Origin of the sequence: Rhodococcus oryzae, assembly GCF_005049235.1 — a bacterium.
Lineage (GTDB): Bacteria > Actinomycetota > Actinomycetes > Mycobacteriales > Mycobacteriaceae > Rhodococcus_G > Rhodococcus_G oryzae.
In genome coordinates, this window is the sequence record NZ_SUMD01000001.1 from 149,290 (window position 1) to 167,722 (window position 18,433).

20 protein-coding genes are annotated in these 18,433 nt (G+C 70.7%); 7 read left to right on the forward strand and 13 right to left on the reverse strand.

The features are described 5' to 3' along the window. Positions 1 to 9 precede the first annotated feature (9 nt). The 5 genes from FCG67_RS00625 to rpsB form a co-directional block, all read right to left on the reverse strand. Positions 10 to 873 carry a phosphatidate cytidylyltransferase gene (locus FCG67_RS00625; protein ID WP_246044700.1) on the reverse strand — a complete coding sequence of 288 codons (864 nt, stop codon included), beginning with the start codon at positions 871 to 873 and terminating at the stop codon, positions 10 to 12. Then, positions 873 to 1,430: a ribosome recycling factor gene (frr, locus tag FCG67_RS00630; RefSeq protein WP_097212693.1), complete on the reverse strand. Its 558-nt coding sequence runs from the start codon at positions 1,428 to 1,430 to the stop codon at positions 873 to 875. The genes FCG67_RS00625 and frr overlap by 1 nt, the downstream gene beginning before the upstream one ends. Before the next feature lie 37 nt (positions 1,431 to 1,467). Then, positions 1,468 to 2,211, reverse strand: a complete 744-nt coding sequence (gene pyrH / locus FCG67_RS00635; RefSeq protein WP_077041244.1) for a UMP kinase — start codon at positions 2,209 to 2,211, stop codon at positions 1,468 to 1,470. A 204-nt stretch (positions 2,212 to 2,415) separates the two neighbouring features. Beyond that, positions 2,416 to 3,240, reverse strand: a complete 825-nt coding sequence (gene tsf / locus FCG67_RS00640; protein ID WP_077041243.1) for a translation elongation factor Ts — start codon at positions 3,238 to 3,240, stop codon at positions 2,416 to 2,418. 89 nt (positions 3,241 to 3,329) lie between these two features. Further along, the gene (gene rpsB / locus FCG67_RS00645) at positions 3,330 to 4,211 is read right to left on the reverse strand and encodes a 30S ribosomal protein S2 (RefSeq protein ID WP_136906267.1); all 882 of its coding nucleotides are present in this window, start codon (positions 4,209 to 4,211) and stop codon (positions 3,330 to 3,332) included. A gap of 274 nt (positions 4,212 to 4,485) precedes the next feature. Here rpsB and FCG67_RS00650 point away from each other — a divergent pair, with 274 nt between their 5' ends. After that, positions 4,486 to 4,983: a M23 family metallopeptidase gene (locus FCG67_RS00650; RefSeq protein WP_136906269.1), complete on the forward strand. Its 498-nt coding sequence runs from the start codon at positions 4,486 to 4,488 to the stop codon at positions 4,981 to 4,983. On the opposite strand, the gene FCG67_RS00655 is transcribed toward FCG67_RS00650, so the two are convergent. Beyond that, positions 4,980 to 5,957 carry a MinD/ParA family ATP-binding protein gene (locus FCG67_RS00655; protein WP_211243095.1) on the reverse strand — a complete coding sequence of 326 codons (978 nt, stop codon included), beginning with the start codon at positions 5,955 to 5,957 and terminating at the stop codon, positions 4,980 to 4,982. The genes FCG67_RS00650 and FCG67_RS00655 overlap by 4 nt on opposite strands. A 368-nt stretch (positions 5,958 to 6,325) precedes the next feature. On the opposite strand from FCG67_RS00655, the gene FCG67_RS00660 reads away from it, so the two are divergent. Next, positions 6,326 to 6,688, forward strand: a complete 363-nt coding sequence (locus tag FCG67_RS00660; RefSeq protein ID WP_136906271.1) for a cupin domain-containing protein — start codon at positions 6,326 to 6,328, stop codon at positions 6,686 to 6,688. A gap of 6 nt (positions 6,689 to 6,694) precedes the next feature. On the opposite strand, the gene FCG67_RS00665 is transcribed toward FCG67_RS00660, so the two are convergent. Continuing rightward, positions 6,695 to 7,645 (reverse strand): tyrosine recombinase XerC, encoded by a 951-nt coding sequence (locus FCG67_RS00665; protein WP_136906273.1) that lies wholly within the window; start codon positions 7,643 to 7,645, stop codon positions 6,695 to 6,697. 84 nt (positions 7,646 to 7,729) lie between these two features. Between FCG67_RS00665 and FCG67_RS00670 the strand changes: the two genes are divergently transcribed. Together FCG67_RS00670 and FCG67_RS00675 are read left to right on the forward strand one after the other, a co-directional pair. Continuing rightward, positions 7,730 to 8,929 (forward strand): multidrug effflux MFS transporter, encoded by a 1,200-nt coding sequence (locus FCG67_RS00670; RefSeq protein WP_136907092.1) that lies wholly within the window; start codon positions 7,730 to 7,732, stop codon positions 8,927 to 8,929. A gap of 54 nt (positions 8,930 to 8,983) precedes the next feature. Further along, complete coding sequence (locus FCG67_RS00675; RefSeq protein WP_136906275.1) at positions 8,984 to 9,580, forward strand: hypothetical protein; 597 nt, start codon at positions 8,984 to 8,986, stop codon at positions 9,578 to 9,580. Here FCG67_RS00675 and FCG67_RS00680 read toward each other — a convergent pair. Next, on the reverse strand, positions 9,577 to 10,362 hold the full coding sequence (locus tag FCG67_RS00680) for a siderophore-interacting protein (protein WP_136906276.1): 786 nt from the start codon (positions 10,360 to 10,362) through the stop codon (positions 9,577 to 9,579). The genes FCG67_RS00675 and FCG67_RS00680 overlap by 4 nt on opposite strands. Positions 10,363 to 10,558: 196 nt before the next feature. Between FCG67_RS00680 and FCG67_RS00685 the strand changes: the two genes are divergently transcribed. Continuing rightward, positions 10,559 to 11,191 (forward strand): hypothetical protein, encoded by a 633-nt coding sequence (locus FCG67_RS00685; RefSeq protein ID WP_136906278.1) that lies wholly within the window; start codon positions 10,559 to 10,561, stop codon positions 11,189 to 11,191. A 7-nt stretch (positions 11,192 to 11,198) separates the two neighbouring features. Here the strand turns inward: FCG67_RS00685 and FCG67_RS00690 are convergent, their stop codons facing one another. Next, positions 11,199 to 12,719 (reverse strand): alpha/beta hydrolase, encoded by a 1,521-nt coding sequence (locus FCG67_RS00690; RefSeq protein WP_136906280.1) that lies wholly within the window; start codon positions 12,717 to 12,719, stop codon positions 11,199 to 11,201. Between the two features lie 84 nt (positions 12,720 to 12,803). After that, entirely contained in the window at positions 12,804 to 13,571 is a 768-nt protein-coding gene (locus tag FCG67_RS00695) for a MerR family transcriptional regulator (protein WP_136907094.1), read from the reverse strand. A 347-nt stretch (positions 13,572 to 13,918) separates the two neighbouring features. On the opposite strand from FCG67_RS00695, the gene FCG67_RS25660 reads away from it, so the two are divergent. Continuing rightward, entirely contained in the window at positions 13,919 to 14,611 is a 693-nt protein-coding gene (locus FCG67_RS25660) for a DUF2510 domain-containing protein (protein ID WP_136906282.1), read from the forward strand. 85 nt (positions 14,612 to 14,696) lie between these two features. Here the strand turns inward: FCG67_RS25660 and dprA are convergent, their stop codons facing one another. The 3 genes from dprA to FCG67_RS00715 are packed head-to-tail and all read right to left on the reverse strand — an operon-like array spanning position 14,697 to position 17,676. Further along, the gene (gene dprA, locus FCG67_RS00705) at positions 14,697 to 15,815 is read right to left on the reverse strand and encodes a DNA-processing protein DprA (protein ID WP_136906284.1); all 1,119 of its coding nucleotides are present in this window, start codon (positions 15,813 to 15,815) and stop codon (positions 14,697 to 14,699) included. Further along, on the reverse strand, positions 15,812 to 17,320 hold the full coding sequence (locus FCG67_RS00710; protein ID WP_136906286.1) for a YifB family Mg chelatase-like AAA ATPase: 1,509 nt from the start codon (positions 17,318 to 17,320) through the stop codon (positions 15,812 to 15,814). The genes dprA and FCG67_RS00710 overlap by 4 nt, the downstream gene beginning before the upstream one ends. Beyond that, the gene (locus FCG67_RS00715) at positions 17,320 to 17,676 is read right to left on the reverse strand and encodes a YraN family protein (protein WP_136906288.1); all 357 of its coding nucleotides are present in this window, start codon (positions 17,674 to 17,676) and stop codon (positions 17,320 to 17,322) included. Before FCG67_RS00715 ends, FCG67_RS00710 begins: the two co-directional genes overlap by 1 nt. Before the next feature lie 167 nt (positions 17,677 to 17,843). On the opposite strand from FCG67_RS00715, the gene FCG67_RS00720 reads away from it, so the two are divergent. Then, the gene (locus tag FCG67_RS00720) at positions 17,844 to 18,422 is read left to right on the forward strand and encodes a DUF7822 domain-containing protein (RefSeq protein WP_136906290.1); all 579 of its coding nucleotides are present in this window, start codon (positions 17,844 to 17,846) and stop codon (positions 18,420 to 18,422) included. Positions 18,423 to 18,433: the final 11 nt, after the last annotated feature.

An 18,433-nucleotide genomic window follows, 5' to 3' on the forward strand; every position in this document is an offset into this window, starting at 1 on the left:
CTCGCACGTTCACAGCAGCGCGGTGAACACCAGCCAGGTGACGAACGCGGACGGCAGCAGCGAGTCCAGCCGGTCCATGATCCCGCCGTGCCCGGGCAGCAGCGTGCCCATGTCCTTGATGCCGAGCTCGCGCTTGACCTGCGACTCGATCAGGTCGCCGGTGGTGGCCACCAGGACCAGCACGACGCCGAGCACCACACCGACCACCGCGTCGGCATCGAGGATGAGGGTGACGGTGAGGACCGAGCCGATCACACAGAAGACCAGGGAACCGGCGAAGCCCTCCCAGGACTTCTTCGGGCTGATCGCGGGCACCATCGGGTGCTTGCCGAACAGCACGCCCGCCGCGTAGCCGCCGACGTCGGAGCACACCACCCCGATGATCAGGCAGAAGATCCGTCCCGGACCGTCCTCCTGACGCACCATCAGCGTCGCGAACGAGGCCAGCAGCGGGATCCACGCGGCCACGAAGACCGCGACACCGGTGTCGCGGAGGAAGTTCTGCGGGGTGGCCTTCAGCCCGCCCTGCAGCAGGCGCCACACCATGCACGCGAGCACCGTGCCTGCGAACCCGCCGAGCACTCCGGTGGTGCCGTACGGCCAACCCAGCCAGATCGTGGCCTGCCCACCGAGCAGGAGCGGGACGAACGGGACCGCGATCCCGCCCTCGCGCAACCGCTTGGTGACCTCCCAGGTCGCGACGGCCATGGCGGCCGCCACGATGGCGAAGAACAGGTTCGGGACGTAGAGCAGCGCGGCGACGAGCATCGCCCCGAGTCCAACGCCGACCCCGATCGCCGCGGGCAGGTCGCGTCCTGCCTTGGCGTTCACGGCCGCGGCGGCGCCCTGGGGCGCCGAGCCTTCGGTTGACACTAAACCTCCAGCAATTCAGCTTCCTTGTGCTTCACAAGTTCGTCGATGTGCGCCACATACTTGGCGGTGGTCTTGTCGAGTTCCTTCTCGGCGCGCCCGACCTCGTCCTCGCCCGCATCGCCGTCCTTCTGGATGCGCGAGAGCTCGTCCATCGCCTTGCGGCGGACGTTGCGGATGGAGACCTTGGCGTCCTCGCCCTTGCCCTTCGCCTGCTTGACGAACTCGCGGCGACGCTCCTCGGTCAGCTGCGGCACCGAGATGCGGATGATGCTGCCGTCGTTGCTGGGGTTGAGCCCCAGGTCCGAGTTGCGGATCGCGGTCTCGATCGGGCCGAGCTGCGCGGCCTCGTAGGGCTTGATGATGACCATCCGCGCCTCGGGCACGTTGATGCTCGCCAGCTGGGTGATCGGTGTGATCGACCCGTAGTACTCGATCACGATCCGGTTGAACATGCCCGGGTTCGCCCGGCCGGTGCGGATTCCGCCGAGGTCCTCCTTGGCCACCGCGACGGCCTTCTCCATCTTCTCCTCGGCGTCGAAGAGAGCTTCATCAATCACGGTGTTCCTCCAGGCTCGGCGGGTGCGGTGGGATGGTTCATGACTTGACGAGTGTTCCGATCTTCTCACCGGCCACCGCGCGCGCGATGTTCCCCTCGGTGAGCAGGTTGAACACCAACATCGGCATCTGGTTGTCCATGCACAGGCTGAACGCGGTGGCGTCGGCCACCTTCAGTCCCTGCTCGATCACCTCGCGGTGGGTGATGTCGGTGTACATGGTCGCGTCCGGGTCCTCGCGCGGATCCGCGGTGTAGACGCCGTCGACGGCCTTGGCCATCAACACGACCTCGGCCCCGATCTCGAGGGCGCGCTGCGCGGCCGTCGTGTCGGTGGAGAAGTACGGCATGCCCATGCCGGCGCCGAAGATGACGACGCGGCCCTTCTCGAGGTGCCTGCGCGCCCGCAGCGGCAGGTACGGCTCGGCGACCTGGCCCATGGTGATGGCGGTCTGCACGCGGGTGGCGACGCCCTGCTTCTCGAGGAAGTCCTGCAGCGCAAGACAGTTCATCACGGTGCCGAGCATGCCCATGTAGTCGGACCGGGACCGGTCCATGCCCCGCTGCTGCAGTTCGGCGCCGCGGAAGAAGTTGCCGCCGCCGATGACGACCGCGACCTGCACTCCGGAGTTGACGACATCGGCGATCTGCTCCGCCACGGTCTGCACCACGTCGGGGTCAAGACCGACCTCGCCACCACCGAACATCTCGCCACCGAGCTTGAGGAGGACGCGCTTGAAGCCGTCCCGTCGGGGCGCGGAATCGGTCGGTGCGGGTTCGGTCATGGCTCTCCTCGATCGTCGGTGCCGCGCTGGGCGGTGTGTGGCCAGCATGAATAGGCCACCCGATGTTCTGGCCACAGATGACCACTCCATCCTGCCTTATCCACCCCCGCGAACGGCGCCCGGGGCCGACGACGCGCGCGGCACACGCAGAAAGGCCCCGCACCCGGAAACCGGGGCGGGGCCTTTCGGTGGAGCTGGTGCCGTCTAGCTGGCGCCGACCTCGAACCGCGCGAAGCGGGTGATGGTCACGCCGGCCTCGTCGAGAAGGGCCTTGACGGTCTTCTTCGAGTCGGTGACGGAGGACTGCTCGGTGAGCACGACGTCCTTGAAGAAGCCGTTGACACGGCCCTCGACGATCTTGGGGAGCGCAGCCTCGGGCTTGCCCTCCTCCTTGGCGGTCTCCTCGGCGACGCGGCGCTCGGCCTCGACGATCTCCGCGGGGACCTCGTCACGGGTGACGTACTTCGCCTTGAGCGCGGCGACCTGCATGGCGGCGGCGCGAGCGGCCTCCGCAGCGGCGTCGCCCTCGCCCTGGTACTCGACCAGGACGCCGACGGCGGGCGGCAGGTCGGCACTGCGCTTGTGCAGGTAGGTCGCGACCGGGCCGTCGAACGCGACGACGCGACGCAGCTCGAGCTTCTCGCCGATCTTCGCGGACAGCGCCGCGACGAGCTCGTCAGCGGTCTGGTCGCCAGCGGAGGCGGCCTTGAGGGCGTCGAGGTCGGCAGGCTTGGCCGCGGCGGCCGCGGTGACGACCTTGTCCGCGAGCTCCTGGAACTCGGCGTTCTTTGCGACGAAGTCGGTCTCGCAGTTGAGCTCGACCATGACGCCGTCCTTGGCGACGACCAGGCCCTCGGCCGTGGTGCGCTCGGCGCGCTTGCCCACGTCCTTGGCGCCCTTGATGCGGAGTAGCTCGACGGCCTTGTCGAAGTCGCCGTCCGTCTCGGCAAGCGCGTTCTTGCAATCCATCATTCCGGAGCCGGTGAGCTCGCGGAGCCGCTTCACGTCAGCGGCGGTGTAGTTCGCCATTGGGGGCGAGCCTCCTTGAGTGAGATTCGATGCCTGGGGTGGAGCATGAAGTGAAGCGGCCCTGACCTTGGAAGGTCAGGGCCGAGTCACTAGGCCTGCGGGGCCTCGGCTGCGGGAGCCTCGGTCGCCTCGGCTGCGGGAGCCTCGGTCGCCTCGGCTGCGGGAGCCTCGGCTGCTGCCTCCGCTTCGGCGGCGGGGGCGGCCTGCGAGAGCAGCTCCTGCTCCCACTCGGCGAGCGGCTCGGCGCCGGCCTCGGGCTTCGCGTCGTCCGCGGAACCGCGGCCCGCGCGGGCCTGCAGGCCCTCGGCCACCGCGGAGGCGACGACCTTGGTCAGCAGAGCGGCGGAGCGGATCGCGTCGTCGTTACCCGGGATCGGGTAGTCGACCAGGTCGGGATCGCAGTTGGTGTCCAGGATCGCGATGACCGGGATGTTCAGCTTGCGAGCCTCGGAGACCGCGAGGTGCTCCTTGTTGGTGTCGACGACCCAGATGGCCGACGGGACCTTGGCCATGTCCCGGATGCCACCGAGGGTGCGGTCGAGCTTGGTCATCTCACGCGTGAGCATGAGGATTTCCTTCTTGGTGCGACCCTCGAAGCCACCGGTCTGCTCCATCGCCTCGAGATCCTTGAGGCGCAGCAGACGCTTGTGCACGGTGGTGAAGTTGGTCAGCATGCCGCCGAGCCAGCGCTGGTTCACGTAGGGCATGCCCACGCGGGTCGCCTCTTCGGCGATGGACTCCTGCGCCTGCTTCTTGGTGCCGACGAAGAGGACGGTGCCGCCGTGGGCAACGGTCTCCTTGACGAACTCGTACGCCTTGTCGATGTACGTGAGGGTCTGCTGCAGGTCGATGATGTAGATGCCGTTGCGGTCCGTGAGGATGAAACGCTTCATCTTCGGGTTCCAGCGACGGGTCTGGTGCCCGAAGTGGGTACCACTGTCGAGCATCTGCTTCATGGTTACGACAGCCATGGCTGTGTACCTCTTTCATAGCCGGTTGACGCAGGCGATCGGTGATCCCTGCCCTGGCGCCCGCCAGCCCCCGGACCTGCACGAGTGCAGGACCAGCCGGAGGCCGTTGTTCATGCGCGGGCGCGCGAAGTCGGACTGTGCGAGCACAGACCGCATGGACAGTGTACGGGCTGACACCAGGAGGTCATAACCGGCGCTGTGGACAGCCGATCGGTCATCCACAGATGGCCCGAGGCGGCCCCGGCGGCGACCCGGAGTGGCCCAGGGTGGAGTGATGCGGATCCTGACCGTTCTCGGATTGTGCGCGATGGTCCTGCTCGGCGGTCCGTCGCCGAGCACGGCCGCACCCGACGGCTACTCCTGGCCGCTGCGTCCGCGCCCGGCGCTCGCGCGGGCCTTCGACCCACCCGAACACGACTGGCTGCCCGGACACCGCGGCGTCGACCTGGTCGGCAGCCCCGGCCAGGCGGTGCTCGCGGCGGGCGAGGGGGTGGTGGCGTTCGCGGGCGTGGTGGCTGGCAAACCGGTGGTCTCGATCGATCACCCCGGCGGGCTGCGGACCACCTACGAGCCAGTCCGCGCGGCGGTCGCCGTCGGCGGGCGGGTTGGGCGCGGGACGCCGCTCGGCACCCTTGAGTCCGGACATCCGGGGTGCGGGACGTGCCTGCACTGGGGGCTGCGGCGGGGCCGCGAGTACCTCGACCCGCTCGGCCTGGTGCGCGCGGCGCCGGTCCGACTCAAGCCGCTACGCGCGGAGGGCAGGCGGAACTAGCTCCACTCGGCGACGGCATGCCTGCCCGAGGAGGCCGGGAAGTCGTCGGCGACCATCGCCGCGAGCTCGACGAAGGCTCGGCGGGTGGCGGGCCGGAGCAGGTTCAGGTCGATCTGGGCGCCCTCGGCGAGGTGCTCGTCGAAGGGCACCACCTGCACGGCCCGGCAGCGGGCGAGGAAGTGCCTGCTCAGCTCGTCGAGGTCGATCGTCGACGCGCCCGGCCGGGCGGAACTGATCACCACGACCGTCCGTTCGACCAGGTGCCCGTAGCCGTGATGCTGCAGCCAGTCCAGGGTGGCCGCGGCGCTGCGGGCCCCGTCGATCGCGGGCGAGCTCACCAGCACGAGCGAATTGGCAAGCTGTAGAACGCCATTCATCGCCGAGTGCATGATACCGGTGCCGCAGTCGGTGAGGATGATGTTGTAGTACACCTGCAGGATGTCGATGACCGACCGGTAGTCGGCCTCGCTGAACGCCTCCGACATGGCCGGGTCCTGCTCGCTGGCGAGCACCTCCAGCCGGCTCTCGGCCTGCGAGGTGTGCCTGCGCACGTCGGAGTAGCGGTGCAGGTTCGGCGCGTCGGCGAGCAGATCACGCACCGTCGAAGCTGTCTGCAGCGGGACCCGGGTCGCCAGGGTGCCCATGTCCGGGTTCGCGTCGACCGCGATCACCTGGTCCCCACGCAGCGAGGCGAAGGTCGAACCGAGCCCGACCGTGGTGGTGGTCTTGCCGACGCCGCCCTTGAGCGAGAGGAACGCGATCCGGTAGTCGCCCCGGATCGGCTGGTTGATCCGCTCGACCAGCGCCTGCTGTCGCAGGTCCTCGCCGGACTGACCGGGGTTGATGACCCCGCCGGAGATGCGGTGCACGGCCGCGCGCCAGCCGGCGTCGGGGGCACGGCGCGGCCGCTTGAGCAGCGCCCCGGCGACCAGGTCCCGGTTGGTGGGCTGGTGCGGCGGCGCCGGTGGGCGGATCGGCTCGGTCCAGGTCGGCTCGACCGGGGCGGGTTCGGGCTGCGCCCAGCCGGGTTCGACTGCGCGGTTGGGCCCGGTCCACAGTTGTTCGGCGGCGGGCACGGCGGGCGCTGCTGGCGCGGCTGCCGACCACGCGGGCACGGCGCTGAGCGGCGCACTCCGATCCGTCCAGGCCGGCTCCTCCGCGGGCGCGGCGGCTCCCTGCAGCCAGGCCGGCGTCGAATGATCGCGGTTCACAATTCCCCCGAATGTGTGGCAGATCTGCGGGTACGACCCGCAGCAGTCTGGGCGAGGCTACCAAGTGGAGCCTGGACATCGCCCCCTGCCGGGGAGAAGCATCGGTGACAGGCAACCACAGGAGGCAGGCCATGTCCGGATTGGTTCGCAAGAGTTTCGATTCACCCGAGGAGACCCGCCCGTTCGAGGACGGCAAGGGCAAGATCGATCTGGTCGACCTTGCAGGCGGAGCGGTCGGGCGTGGGGTTTTCGAACCCGGCTGGAAGTGGTCCGACCACGTCAAGCCGATCGCGAAGACCGACAGCTGCCAGGCCGCCCACGTGGGCTACTGCGTCTCCGGACGCATGGTCGTGGTGATGGATGACGGCGAACAGCAGGAGTTCGGTCCCGGCGACGTGATGATCGCCCCGCCCGGTCATGACGCGTGGGTGGTCGGCGACGAGGCCTGCGTCCTGGTGGACTGGCAGGGCTTCGCCGACTACGCGAAGCGGTAGCGGCCGTCAGGCGCGAGGGTGCGCCTGGTCGTGGACCGCCCGCAGCCGCGCCACCGACACGTGGGTGTAGAGCTGCGTGGTGGCCAGGCTGCTGTGCCCGAGCAACTCCTGCACCACCCGCAGGTCGGCGCCGCCCTCGAGCAGGTGGGTCGCCGCCGAGTGCCGCAGCCCGTGCGGGCCGAGGCTCGGCGCGCCGGGCACCGCCTCGAGCACCTCGTGCACGACGCTCCTGGCCTGCCGCTGATCGATGCGGCCGCCGCGACGGCCGAGCAGCAGCGCACGGCCGGAGCGGTCGTTCACCAGTGCGGGGCGTCCCGACGTCAGCCAGGCGTCGACGGCGGCGGCCGCCGGTCCCCCGAACGGCACCGAGCGTTGCTTGTTGCCCTTGCCCAGCACCCGGAGCACCCGGCGTTCGAGGTCGACGTCGTCGAGGTCGAGACCGCACAGCTCCCCGACCCGGATTCCGCTGGCGTACAGCAATTCCACGATCAGCCGGTCCCGGACGGCGATCGGTTCGAGCTGCGCCGCACCGGATTCCGCGGCCTGCATGGCCTCCGCCGCCTGACCCTGGCGCAACACGGCAGGCAGGGTGCGGTGGGCCTTGGGCGCGACGAGCCGGACGCCGGGATCGCGCGGGATCCGGCGGGTGCGGGTCAGCCAGGAGGTGAACGTGCGGGCGGCAGCGGTTCGGCGGGCCAGGGTGGTGCGCGCCACCCCCGCCGATGCCTGCGCGGACAGCCAGGACCGCAACGCCCGCAGGTCGATGTCCTCGAGATCCGCGTCCGGCGATGCGGCAGCGACGTGCGCGAGCAGCGATCGGGCGTCGGCCAGATACGCCCGGACCGTGTGCTCGGACCGGCCGCGCTCGAGCGACAGATACTCGCCGTAGGCGTCGAGGTGCGACGCCAACCGCGTGGGCACCTCGCCCGGTTCCTGCCGCTTCGCATGCGAACTCATGTTCGCACCGTCTCCCCCGGACGGGAATAAATCAAGCACCCGCGCCGCTGGGTCCCTCATGTGAGCCGAACCATTCCGATCCCGATGCTGTTGATCCTCGCCCTGCTGTCCGCGATCGCACCGCTCGCCACGGACATGTACCTGCCGGGCCTGCCCGCCCTCGGCGAGGACCTCGGCACCTCGGCCTCGACGGTGCAGCTCACCCTGACCACCTTCATGGCGGGTCTCGGCATCGGCCAGCTGATCGTCGGCCCGCTCTCCGACGGATGGGGGCGGCGCAAGCTGCTCATCGGCGGCACCATCATCTGCGCGATCAGCGGCGTGGCCTGCGCGCTCGCACCGTCGGCGGAGGTGCTCATCGGCGCCCGACTGCTGCAGGGCCTCAGCGGCGGCGCGGGAATCGTGTTGGCGCGCGCGGTGATCGCCGACCGGGCCAAGGGCGACAACGCCGCAAAGCTGTTCAGCATCATGATGATCATCGGCGGCGTCGCCCCCGTGCTGGCGCCGCTGATGGGCGGCGCGCTGCTCGGGCCGATCGGCTGGCGCGGCATCTTCTGGGTGCTCGCCGCGGCCTCCGTGATCATGCTCGTCGGCGTGCTGACGCTGGTGCCCGAGACGCTGCCCGTCGAGCGCAGGCACGGCGGCGGCCTCTCGGCTCTCGCACACAACATGCGGTACGTGACCGGCAACCCCCGCTACGTCGGGTACGCGCTGACCTTCATGTTCGGATTCGGCGCGCTGTTCTCCTACATCTCCGCCTCGCCCTTCGTGGTGCAGGACGTGCTCGGCCTGACCCCCGGCCAGTTCTCGATCGTGTTCGGCGTCAACTCGATCGGCATCGTCGCGGGCAGCATCGTCAACACGAGGCTGATCGGGCGATTCCACGCCCGACAGCTGCTGAGGTTCGGGGTGTCGATGCTGCTCACCGCAGGCACCCTGCTGCTGCTCGAGGTGACCGTCGGCGCCGCCGCGACCGCGGTCGTGCTGCCCCTGCTGTTCCTGGTGACCACCAGCCTCGGATTCATCATGGGCAATGCCACCGCGCTCGGGCAGTCCGAGGTGACCGCCGCCGCGGGCACCGGGTCCGCGCTGATGGGCGCGGGCCAGTTCGGCCTGGCGGCGCTGATCTCGCCGCTGGTCGGCGGGTCCGCGCTGGGGATGTCGATCGGCATCGTGGTCTGCGCGGTCGCGGCGATGACGGCGCTGCTCACCCTCGGCAGGCCGGCAAAGCCGGCGGCCACCGATGCCGACGTCGCGGCGGCCCGGGTCCAGACGACGGCGTGACGCGCCCGGCGGCGACTACACCGTCTGGGACCCGGTGTCCGCGATGATGATCCGGTGAGCAACCGCAACAGGACTGGCAGCAGGTTCCTGGCACTGGTCACCGCGCTTGCCCTGTTCGGGCTGGCAGCGGGGGTGCTCGGCGCGGTGGGGTGGCGCCACGCGACCCCGTATGCCGACTACTCGCCCACCGAGCCGAACGGCCGCCTGGGCGTGCGGACGATCTACTACGGGTTCATGTACTTCCCCGGCCCGCCGTGGCTCCCGGCGCTGCTGATCTTCCCGGCCGTCGGCGCGACGATGCTGGCCGCCGTCGGTGCGCTGGTGGGGTTGTCCGGCTGGCGGTTGGTCCGCCGCGGGGGCGACGGCCGAGGGCCGTTGTTCGCGGTCTTCGTGATCTGCGGCCTGGTCTACGGCGCCATCGTCGCGCTCGTCGGCGGTATCCATCCGCCCCAACTGGGCCAGCCCTTCGCGCTGGACCGAACACCGACCGGCGATCCCACCACCGCATCACTGCCGTGGCACATAGACCTCGGGCCGACCTGGCTCAGCTTCCCCGCCATCGGCCTCGCGCTGGGCCTGGTCATCGCGATAGCGCTCAGCGGCATCGGGATTCGTCTGGTTCGCCGCGGCGCGCCGGTCCCCGTCGGCTAACGCGGGCGTTCCGGGTTCTCGGTGGCCGCGAGCTCCGATTTCCACACCCGGAACCCTTCCTCCGTGCGACCGCGTCGCCAGTAGCCGGAGATCGACGCCCATTCGGCGGCGACCCCGCGCTCCTTGCGGATGTAGGCGCGCAGACCGTGCATGACGGCATGGGCCTCGCCGTGGATGAACACATGTGGCTGACCGGGCAGCCACGGCACGGCCCTGACCGCCTCGATCAGCGGCGCGTTGTCGCCCGCCCGGTCGTCGCCCACCTCGTGGGCGGCGCCGCCGCGGTGCACCCAGGTGACCTCGACGGGCGCGGCCGACGGCAGGGGCACCTCGTCGTCCGGTCCCGCGACCTCGAGCACCACCCGCGCCACCGCGTTCGCGGGCAGCGCGGCGACCGCCGCCGCGACCGCGGGGATCGCCGATTCGTCGCCCGCGAGCAGGTGCCAGTCGGCGTCCGCGCGCGGCGCGTAGGCCCCGCCGGGGCCGTACAGTCGCACGCTCTCCCCCGGCTGGGCGGAGGCGGCCCACGGTGCGGCGACGCCCTCGTCGCCGTGCACCACGAAATCGATGGCGACCTCGCGCTTTTCGTCGTCCACGGAGCTGACGGTGTAGGTGCGCAGCACCTGATCGTCGTCCGGCCCGAAGATCAGCTTGACGTAGGCATCGGTGAAGTCGTTGGGGACGAACTCCTCGAAGCCGGGGTCTCCGAGGTAGACGCGCACCAGGTGCGGGGTCAGCCGCTCGGTGCGCGAGACCGTGAGGGTGGTGATACGCCTGGCCATTCCGACACCTCTCGCTAGTTAGCGTTACCTAACACAGTACCGGCCGGCTCGGGCCGGATGGCGTGATTTGCCTCTCGCTCGGCCACGGCCTGAGATACTGCTGCCTGGCCGATTCGCCGCGTGCGTTCGACCGTCCACGCCGGGCGAGGTGAACCAACGCCGGCGCCAACGACTTCCGCGTCTTTCTCGAGGGGCAATGACACACATCCGCCGCATCCGTTCGCTCGCCGTCCTCGTGCCGCTGACCGCCGTCCTGCTCGGCGGGTGCTCGGCGGCCTCCTCCGAGCCCGGGTCGGCGGAGGCGGCGGAATGCGTCGACGCAACGCTCCCCAACGCCACCGCCGAGGAACTCGTCGACGTGCTCCGGCCGAGGGGCGACGGGACCACAGACTCCGTCGAACAGAACCTGGTGGACCAGTTCGCCGCCTCGCGCCCGGCCCAGGTCGAGCGCGTCGGACAGAGCACGGTCTTCCGCAACGTGCCCGAGGGCGGCGACGCCGGGTACGCGGGTGCCGTCTGTGAGGACAGTCGCTGGGACGACATCACCGCGGGCGCGATCACGCTGAGCCCGCGCGCCGAGCGCGCCGCCATCGTGTCCGCGGGCCACGGCTACTGCGAGGCCTACGAGCAGATGCTGCCGGCCGCCGTGTCGACCGGCTCCTGGGACGACTGGGCGGGATACACGGTGGCCCTGATCGGTGCCCGACAGTCCGCGCTGGACGCCGCCAAGGCTGCGGGTCGCGACTCCTCGGCGGAGCAGCAGGCGCTGGAGGAGGAGACCAGGGCGTACGAGGCGGCGCGGCAACACATCTGCCCGCAGTTCGGCTGACGCCCGGCTACGCCTCGCAGACGACGTCTTCGCTCGGCAGTGTGCCTTCCCTGAGGTAGTCGTTCACCGCGTCGCGCGCGCAATCGTTGGGGTAGTCCGGGAACACGGCATGCGTGCGTCCCGGCACAGTGACCAGCCTCGACCCTCGCATTGCCCGGTGCATGCCCAGGCCCTCCTCGTAAGTGGTCCTGGTGTCCCCGAGCGACTGCACCTGCAGCGCGGGGGTGTCATTGCCGATCTCGACCTGCTCGATCGGTTCCCCACGCCAGAACGCACACGGCGTGATGGAATTGTGCACGGATCCGAAGATGGGCTGGTCGGCGCGAGCGCGTTCGATGTTCAGCCAGTACCACTCCGGGTCCGTCGGCATCGCGCGGTCGCCGCAGAGGATGGCCAGGGTCGACGCGTAGTCGGGTCCCGTGCCCGACTCCGGGCGGAACATCGCCTGCAGCAGGCCCGCGAGTTTCGGCATCGGCGTCACCTGCTTGCCTGCCGCGAACTGACGGAGCTGCACCAGGGCCTCCGCGAAGGCGGCGTTGTCCGTGTCGCTGGTGGCATTGAAGTACAGCACGAACGGAAGCGTGTGGTCGTCGAGCGTGAACTGCCCCACCGTGATCGGGGTCACCGCCGCGTCGGCGATCAGTTGCTCGATGCCCACCCGCACCAATTGCGGCGTGGCGCCCAGCCCGTACTCGGCGTGGCGCGGCGCCGCCCACGCGGCGAAGTCGTCGATGGCCTTCTCGTTGGCCGGGCCCATGTCCCGGAACATCTCGATGCCGTACTTGGCCGGATCGGCAGCGCTGTCGAGCACCAGGCGGTCGATCCTCTCCGGGAACATCTGGCTGTACGTCGCGCCCAGCACGGTGCCGTAGGACCAGCCGTAGTACGAGGCCTTCTCCTCCCCCAGCGCCTCGCGGATCACGTCGAGATCCCTGGCGATGTTGGCGGTGTTGGTGTGCGGCAACACATCCGGGTACTTGTCCCAGCACAGGTCGGCGGCCTTGGACGCCCGTTGCACGTTCTCGTCGAACCCCGATCGCCCGGCGCCGGTCGCGCGGAACCAGGTCATGTCCGTCAGCCCGCAGTCGAGCGGGGTGCTGGCGCCGAGCCCGCGGGTGTCCATCCCGATGACGTCGTAGGCGTCGGACACGTCGGGGGCCATCCCTTCGCGCAGGTTGGCAGGCATACCGAGGCCGCGGCCGCCCGGTCCACCGGGGTTGGTCAGGATGATGCCGCGCCTGCTGTCGGGGTCGGTGGACGCCATCCGGGAGATCGCGAGTTCGATGCTCGCGCCCTGCGGATCCCGGTAGTCGAGCGGGACGTCGACGGTGGCGCACTCGCTGCCGGTCGCCGCGAGTTGCTCGTCGGCGCAGGCCGCCCACGAGACGGGCTGCCGGTAGTAGCGGTCGAGGTCGGCGGCCGACGCGCTCGGGGCCGCGGGCGCCGGATCCGGCTGGGGCTGAGTACATCCGGTGAGGATGGTGCCCACGGCCGCCGCGGCGGCCGTGATGACTGTCAGTTTTCGCATGCGCGTGTACCTCCTGAGTTCGGGCATGGCAGGTAGACCCGCGGGTGACGCGGGCCTGAATGGGTGAATCGGTGGTGTGCGGCGCTAGGCGCCGTCGGCAAGCCGGGTGGCCACCGCCCGGACGAACCTCTCGTAACCGGTGGAGGCATTGCCGAAGCGATGCTCATCCATCAGGGCGGACATCCGCTCGTCATCCCTGATGTACGGGACCTCGCTTGGACGCATCTGGTCGGGCAGCACCTCCGCCATGAAGGCGCAGTAGTCCGCTGCGAGCGCGTCGATCTCGGCTGCGCCGGCGTGGTCGTCGAGCCGGGAGACCCGACCGATCAGGTCGACGCCGCGCGCCCGGTGGGGTTCCGCGAGCACCCGCCGGTGGATGCCGAGCAGCCGCTCGCTCACGTCGGGACTCCCGGCCGAGACCGTGAGCGCGAGCAGCAGGAACTCCTTCTCCTGCGCGACCCATTCCGGCGACACCCCCGCGGCGAGGTACTCCGACATCACCTGCGCGAACTCGTCGGGCAGCTCCGGATCGAGGCTTCCTCGCAGGTCCGCGATGGTGCGGCGGCGGAGCGCGATGAGCCGGGACTGCTCGGCCAGTTCATCGTCCAGCGCGTCGAGCGCCTCGTGGATGCCGCCGGTCTCGCCATCGAGCAGATCGCCGATCTGGGCGATGGACAGGCCGAGGTCGCGAAGCCTGCGGATGCGGCTGAGCTGGACCAGGTCCCGCGCGCCGTAGCGGCGGTACCCGTTCGCCTCCCGCGGGGGCTCCATGAGCAGGCCACGGGCGTGGTAGTGCCGCACGGTCTTCACAGTGGTGCCCGCCAGTGATGCGAGTTCGCCGACCGTGAGCATCACCGATCACCGCGCCTTCGGGCGTCGCTCGGGGTCTCGGTGCTCATCATGCCGACCATTCTGCAAGCCTGCCCCAGGGTCAGGGTCAAGTCAGAGCGTCATTCCCGCCTGAACCATCCCGTCTCGTCCGATCCCACCAGCCCCGCCAGCTCCGGCACCGGCAGCGCGCCCTGCACTGACTCGATCGGCACACCCGCCCCCAACCGCTCATGCAACTGCATAACCTCAGCTCAGGCCGATCCTCTGATTGAACGACAGCAGTTTTAGGGGACTGCCGACCCGTACCGTTCGGTCTGCCAGACTCTCCGAGCAACCACTGAGCTTGACCCTCCAGAGACGGACTTGGAATGCTCCCTCCCGCTGGCTGGCACCCGGACCCATACGATCCAAGCGCAAGTGAGCGCTACTGGGACGGCGAGAGATGGACCGACCAGGTGCGTCCGCGTGTGGCCAGTATTGGGGTCAAGAAGAAGCATCAAAATTGGCCTTGGCTGGTCGGTGCGGCTGTGGTTGCGTTCATCGCATTCGGGGCAATGACCGACGGCGGTGACACCGGATCCGATGCCGGAACGACGGTTACCGCGACGGTTCAACCGGTTTCCTCGACGCCGCAAGCAACGACAACAGCGAGGACGGTTCCGCCCTCATCGCAACCGGCGACGGTACCGGTTTCACCGGTTGTCGAGTCCACGCCGCAGCGGCCGATCACCACCGAACCCACACTGTCACTCGAAGCCTCGTGCAGCGACTCGGAATGGCGAGAGTCGATGGGGCTCGAGGGCGACAGACTCTGCGGATCGACGTGGGTCCCGAGAAACCAGCCGCCAGCTCCTGCACCGCTATTCTCCCCTCCCACGACAACGGTGGCACCTGCGCCCGCACCGGTCTACTCGCCTCCAGCAGTGGAGCGATCCGGAGGAACAGTTCACCCGGGGTCGTTCTGCTCCACTCCAGGAGCGACTGGTGTCACCACGAAGGGCAAATCAATGGTGTGCGATGTCGCCAGCGACGGAAAGGATCGTTGGCAGTCCGCGTACTAGCCGGTGCCGAGCAGCCTGAGTCCCGAACCCTCCGGGCCTGCCACGATGGCCGGAACCCGCGGATTCGTAACTCTTTCTCCCGATTTCACCCGCGCCTGAACCACCCCGTCCCGTCCGAGCCGACCAGCCCGGCCAGCTCCAGCACCGGCAACGCGCCCCGCACCGATCCGATCGGCAGCCCCGAGCCCTCCGACAGCTCGCGGACGCCCACCGACCCCGACGCGGGCAGCGCGTCGTACACCAGCGCCGCCTTGGCGGAGAGACCGTCGAGCGCGCGCACCGGGCCGCCGTCCTCGCCTGCCACCCCCACCGGCCCGGCCGCCTCCACCACATCGGCGGCCCGCGCCGCGAGCAGCGCCTCACCCTCCCGGATCATCCGGTGGCACCCCACCGAGGACGCCGAGGTGACCGGGCCCGGCACCGCCAGCACCGGACGGCCCAGCCGCGACGCCCACGTCGCGGTGTTACGCGCCCCGCTGCGGGCACCCGCCTCCACCACCAGCACCGCGTCCGCGAGCGCGGCGACCAGCCGGTTGCGGGCCAGGAAGCGGTGCCGGGCCGGGGTGATGCCCGGAGCATATTCGCTGACCACCGCGCCTTCCCTGGCGATCTCCCGCAACAGCCGCGCGTGCCCGGCCGGATAGGCCCGGTCCACCCCGCACGCCAGCACCGCCACCGTCGCACCGCCCGCGGCCAGGGCTGCGCGGTGCGCGGCGCCGTCGATGCCGTACGCACCTCCCGAGACGACGGTCCAGCCCCGGCCCGCGAGGTCGTCGACGAACTGCCCGGTGACGTGCTCGCCGTAGCCGCTGGCGGCCCGGGTCCCGACCACCGCGACCGCCCGATCGGTCAGCTCGGTCAGCGGCCGCTCCCCCAGCACCCACAGCGCCAGCGGCGGCGCCGACTCACGGTCGCGCCGCGAGTCGAGACCGTCGAAGGCCAACAGCCGCCACGCCGGCCAGTCCTCGTCGTCGGGCGTGAGCAGCCTGCCGCCCAACCGCCCGACGAGGTCGAGGTCGCGGGCCGCGGAGTCGATGTGCCTGCGCGCCTGCGTCCGCGTGCGCAGCGCCTCCGGCAACTCCGCGCCATGCACGGCCCGCGCCGCCTCCTCCGGCCCCACCGCCTCGACCAGTTCCACCAGCGGAGCACACGGACCCTGTGCCACCTGCGACAGATACGCCCAGGCCTCCCGTCGCGCGCTCATTCGCCCCGCCGATCCCGGTAGCCCAGCGCGCACCCCACCTGGTCCTCCTCTGGCAACGCCAGGCCGGCGAGGTCCGCGAGCGTCCACGCGACCCGGAGCGCGCGATCGGCGCCGCGGGCGGTGATCTGCCCCTCCCGCAGCGCCCCCTCCAGCGGACGGAGCGCGGCACGGGAGATCCGGAACCGTTGCCGCAGAGCCGGACCCGGCACCTCCGCGTTGGTCCGCCAGCCGAACTCACGCCACCGCTCGACCGCCGTCGCGCGGGCGGCGGCCACCCGCCCGCGAACCTCCGCCGTCGACTCGGCGGCCTCCCCGTTCAGCGCGCCGACCGAGAGAGGCTGCATGCTCACCCGCAGATCCACCCGGTCGAGCAGCGGACCCGACAGCTTCCCCAGGTAGCGCCTGCGCGCGGTCGGCGCGCAGACGCAGTCCTCCGTGCGGGGCGGCGCGCACGGGCACGGATTCGCCGCCAGCACCAGCTGGAACCGCGCCGGATAGCAAGCCACCCCGTCCCGCCGCGCGATCCGGACCTCACCGTCCTCGAGCGGGGTGCGCAGCGCCTCCAGCGCCTTCACACCGAGCTCGGCGCACTCATCGAGGAAGAGCACGCCCCGATGCGCCCGGCTCACCGCGCCGGGCCTGGCCATCCCGGACCCGCCGCCGACCAGCGCGCTGATCGAACACGTGTGGTGCGGGGCAACGAACGGCGGTTCGGTGATCAGCGGCCGCTCGCTGGTGAGCAGCCCCGCCACCGAATGGATCGCGGTCACCTCGAGCGCCTCCTGCTCGCTCAGCGGGGGCAGCACCCCCGGAAGACGTTGGGCCAGCATCGTCTTCCCGATGCCGGGCGGACCGGTCAGCATCAGGTGGTGCGCGCCCGCGGCCGCCACCTCAAGCGCCAGGCGCGCGTCGCCCTGGCCCGCCACGTCGCTGAGGTCGGCCGTCGTCCGCTCGGGCGGCACCTCCAACGGGGCAGGCCCCGGCAGCACCAACTCCCCTCGCAACCACTCGATCACCTCCCGCAGGTTGCGCGCCCCCCACACCTCGATGCCGTCCACCAGGCCGGCCTCGGCCAGCGCCTGGTACGGCACCACCACGGCGGGCCGTCCCGCGGACTTGGCCGCCAACACGGCTGGCAGCACGCCGCGGACCCCGCGCAGCCGGCCGTCCAGGGCGAGCTCGCCGAGCAGCACCGCCTTGTCCAGGTCCGCGCTCGGCACCCGTCCGTCCGCGACCAGGACCGCGCAGGCCAGCGCGAGGTCGAAGCCGCTGCCACCCTTCGGCAGGGTCGCGGGCGAGAGCGCCAGGATCACCCGCGAATCCGGCCATCGCTCACCGGAGTTGGTGACCGCGGCCCGCACCCGGTCCCGCGATTCCTGCAGCGCGGTGTCGGGCAGCCCGACCAGGTGCACCCCGGGCAACCCACGCCCGATGTCCGCCTCGATCTCCACCAGCTGACCGTCGACGCCGCGCACCGCCACCGCGTAGGCCCGCCCGAGCGCCATCAGAACACCGCGCGCAGGTGCTCGAGCACCGGATCTCGGCCGGACTCGACAACGACGGCGACCACGTCGAACCGCACGTGCCGCCAGCCGTGCGGCTGCTCGGCCAGCCACAACCCGGCCAGCCGGCGGATCCGGCCCTGCTTCGCGAACGTGACCGCCTCGGCCGGCGTGCCGTAGCCCCGGCCCGATCGCGTCTTCACCTCGACGAAGACGACCGCGTCCCCCTCCCTGGCGATGAGATCCAGCTCCCCGTAGCGGCACCGCCAGTTCCTCGCGAGGATCGTCAGGCCCGCTTGGGCGAGGTGGCCCGCCGCCAACTCCTCACCCCATGCCCCCAGCTCCAGGTTTCGTGCCATGACCAGACCCTGCACCGCGGCCGGGACGAATCGCACCCGGCGACGGCCGATTTCGCGGTGCCTGTGGACGGATCCCGGCCTGTGGAGAACGCAGCAGACCGACCCTGTCACCGGCGGCACCTACACTCGGCCGGTCGCCCGATTCCCGCCCACAGACAGGAGGCTGCGTGGCCAACCGCACGTACCTCTACACCACTCCCCTTGACCCACAGACGGATCCGCCCGCGACCGGCACCCAGCGTCTCGCCGGCGTCTCCGAGTGGTCGTATGCGATACCTCTGGTCCCCCGGATCCTCGTCTCCGTGGACCCCCGTGCCCGCCCGTCGATCATCTGGGACGACACCCCCGACCTGATCGCGGTCACCGCGCGCTGCGGCCCCGGCATCGCCCGGCTCGAGAAGTTCCTGAGTCGCATCGACCACCCGGGTCTCGGCACGATGGCCGAGGACGCGCTGCGCTTCCTGCGCGCCCACACCGACCCGGACGACCACTTCGTCCTCGAATGCGGCGAGATCTTCGCGATGGACGACGAGCCGTTCGCCGACCAGGGTGCGGCGCTGCTGGCAGGCCTCGCGGACATCGACGCCGAGATGGAGGCCGCGATGGCTCAGCTCGCGCCCACAAGGCCGAGTTTCTGGCAGCGGCTGTTCACGCCGTCACAGGAGAGCATCGAGGAACCCCTCCGCGAGCTCGGCCTGGGCTACTGGTCCGACGCGCTGTACTTCGAGCTCGACGGCCCACGATAGGCGCGGCGCGT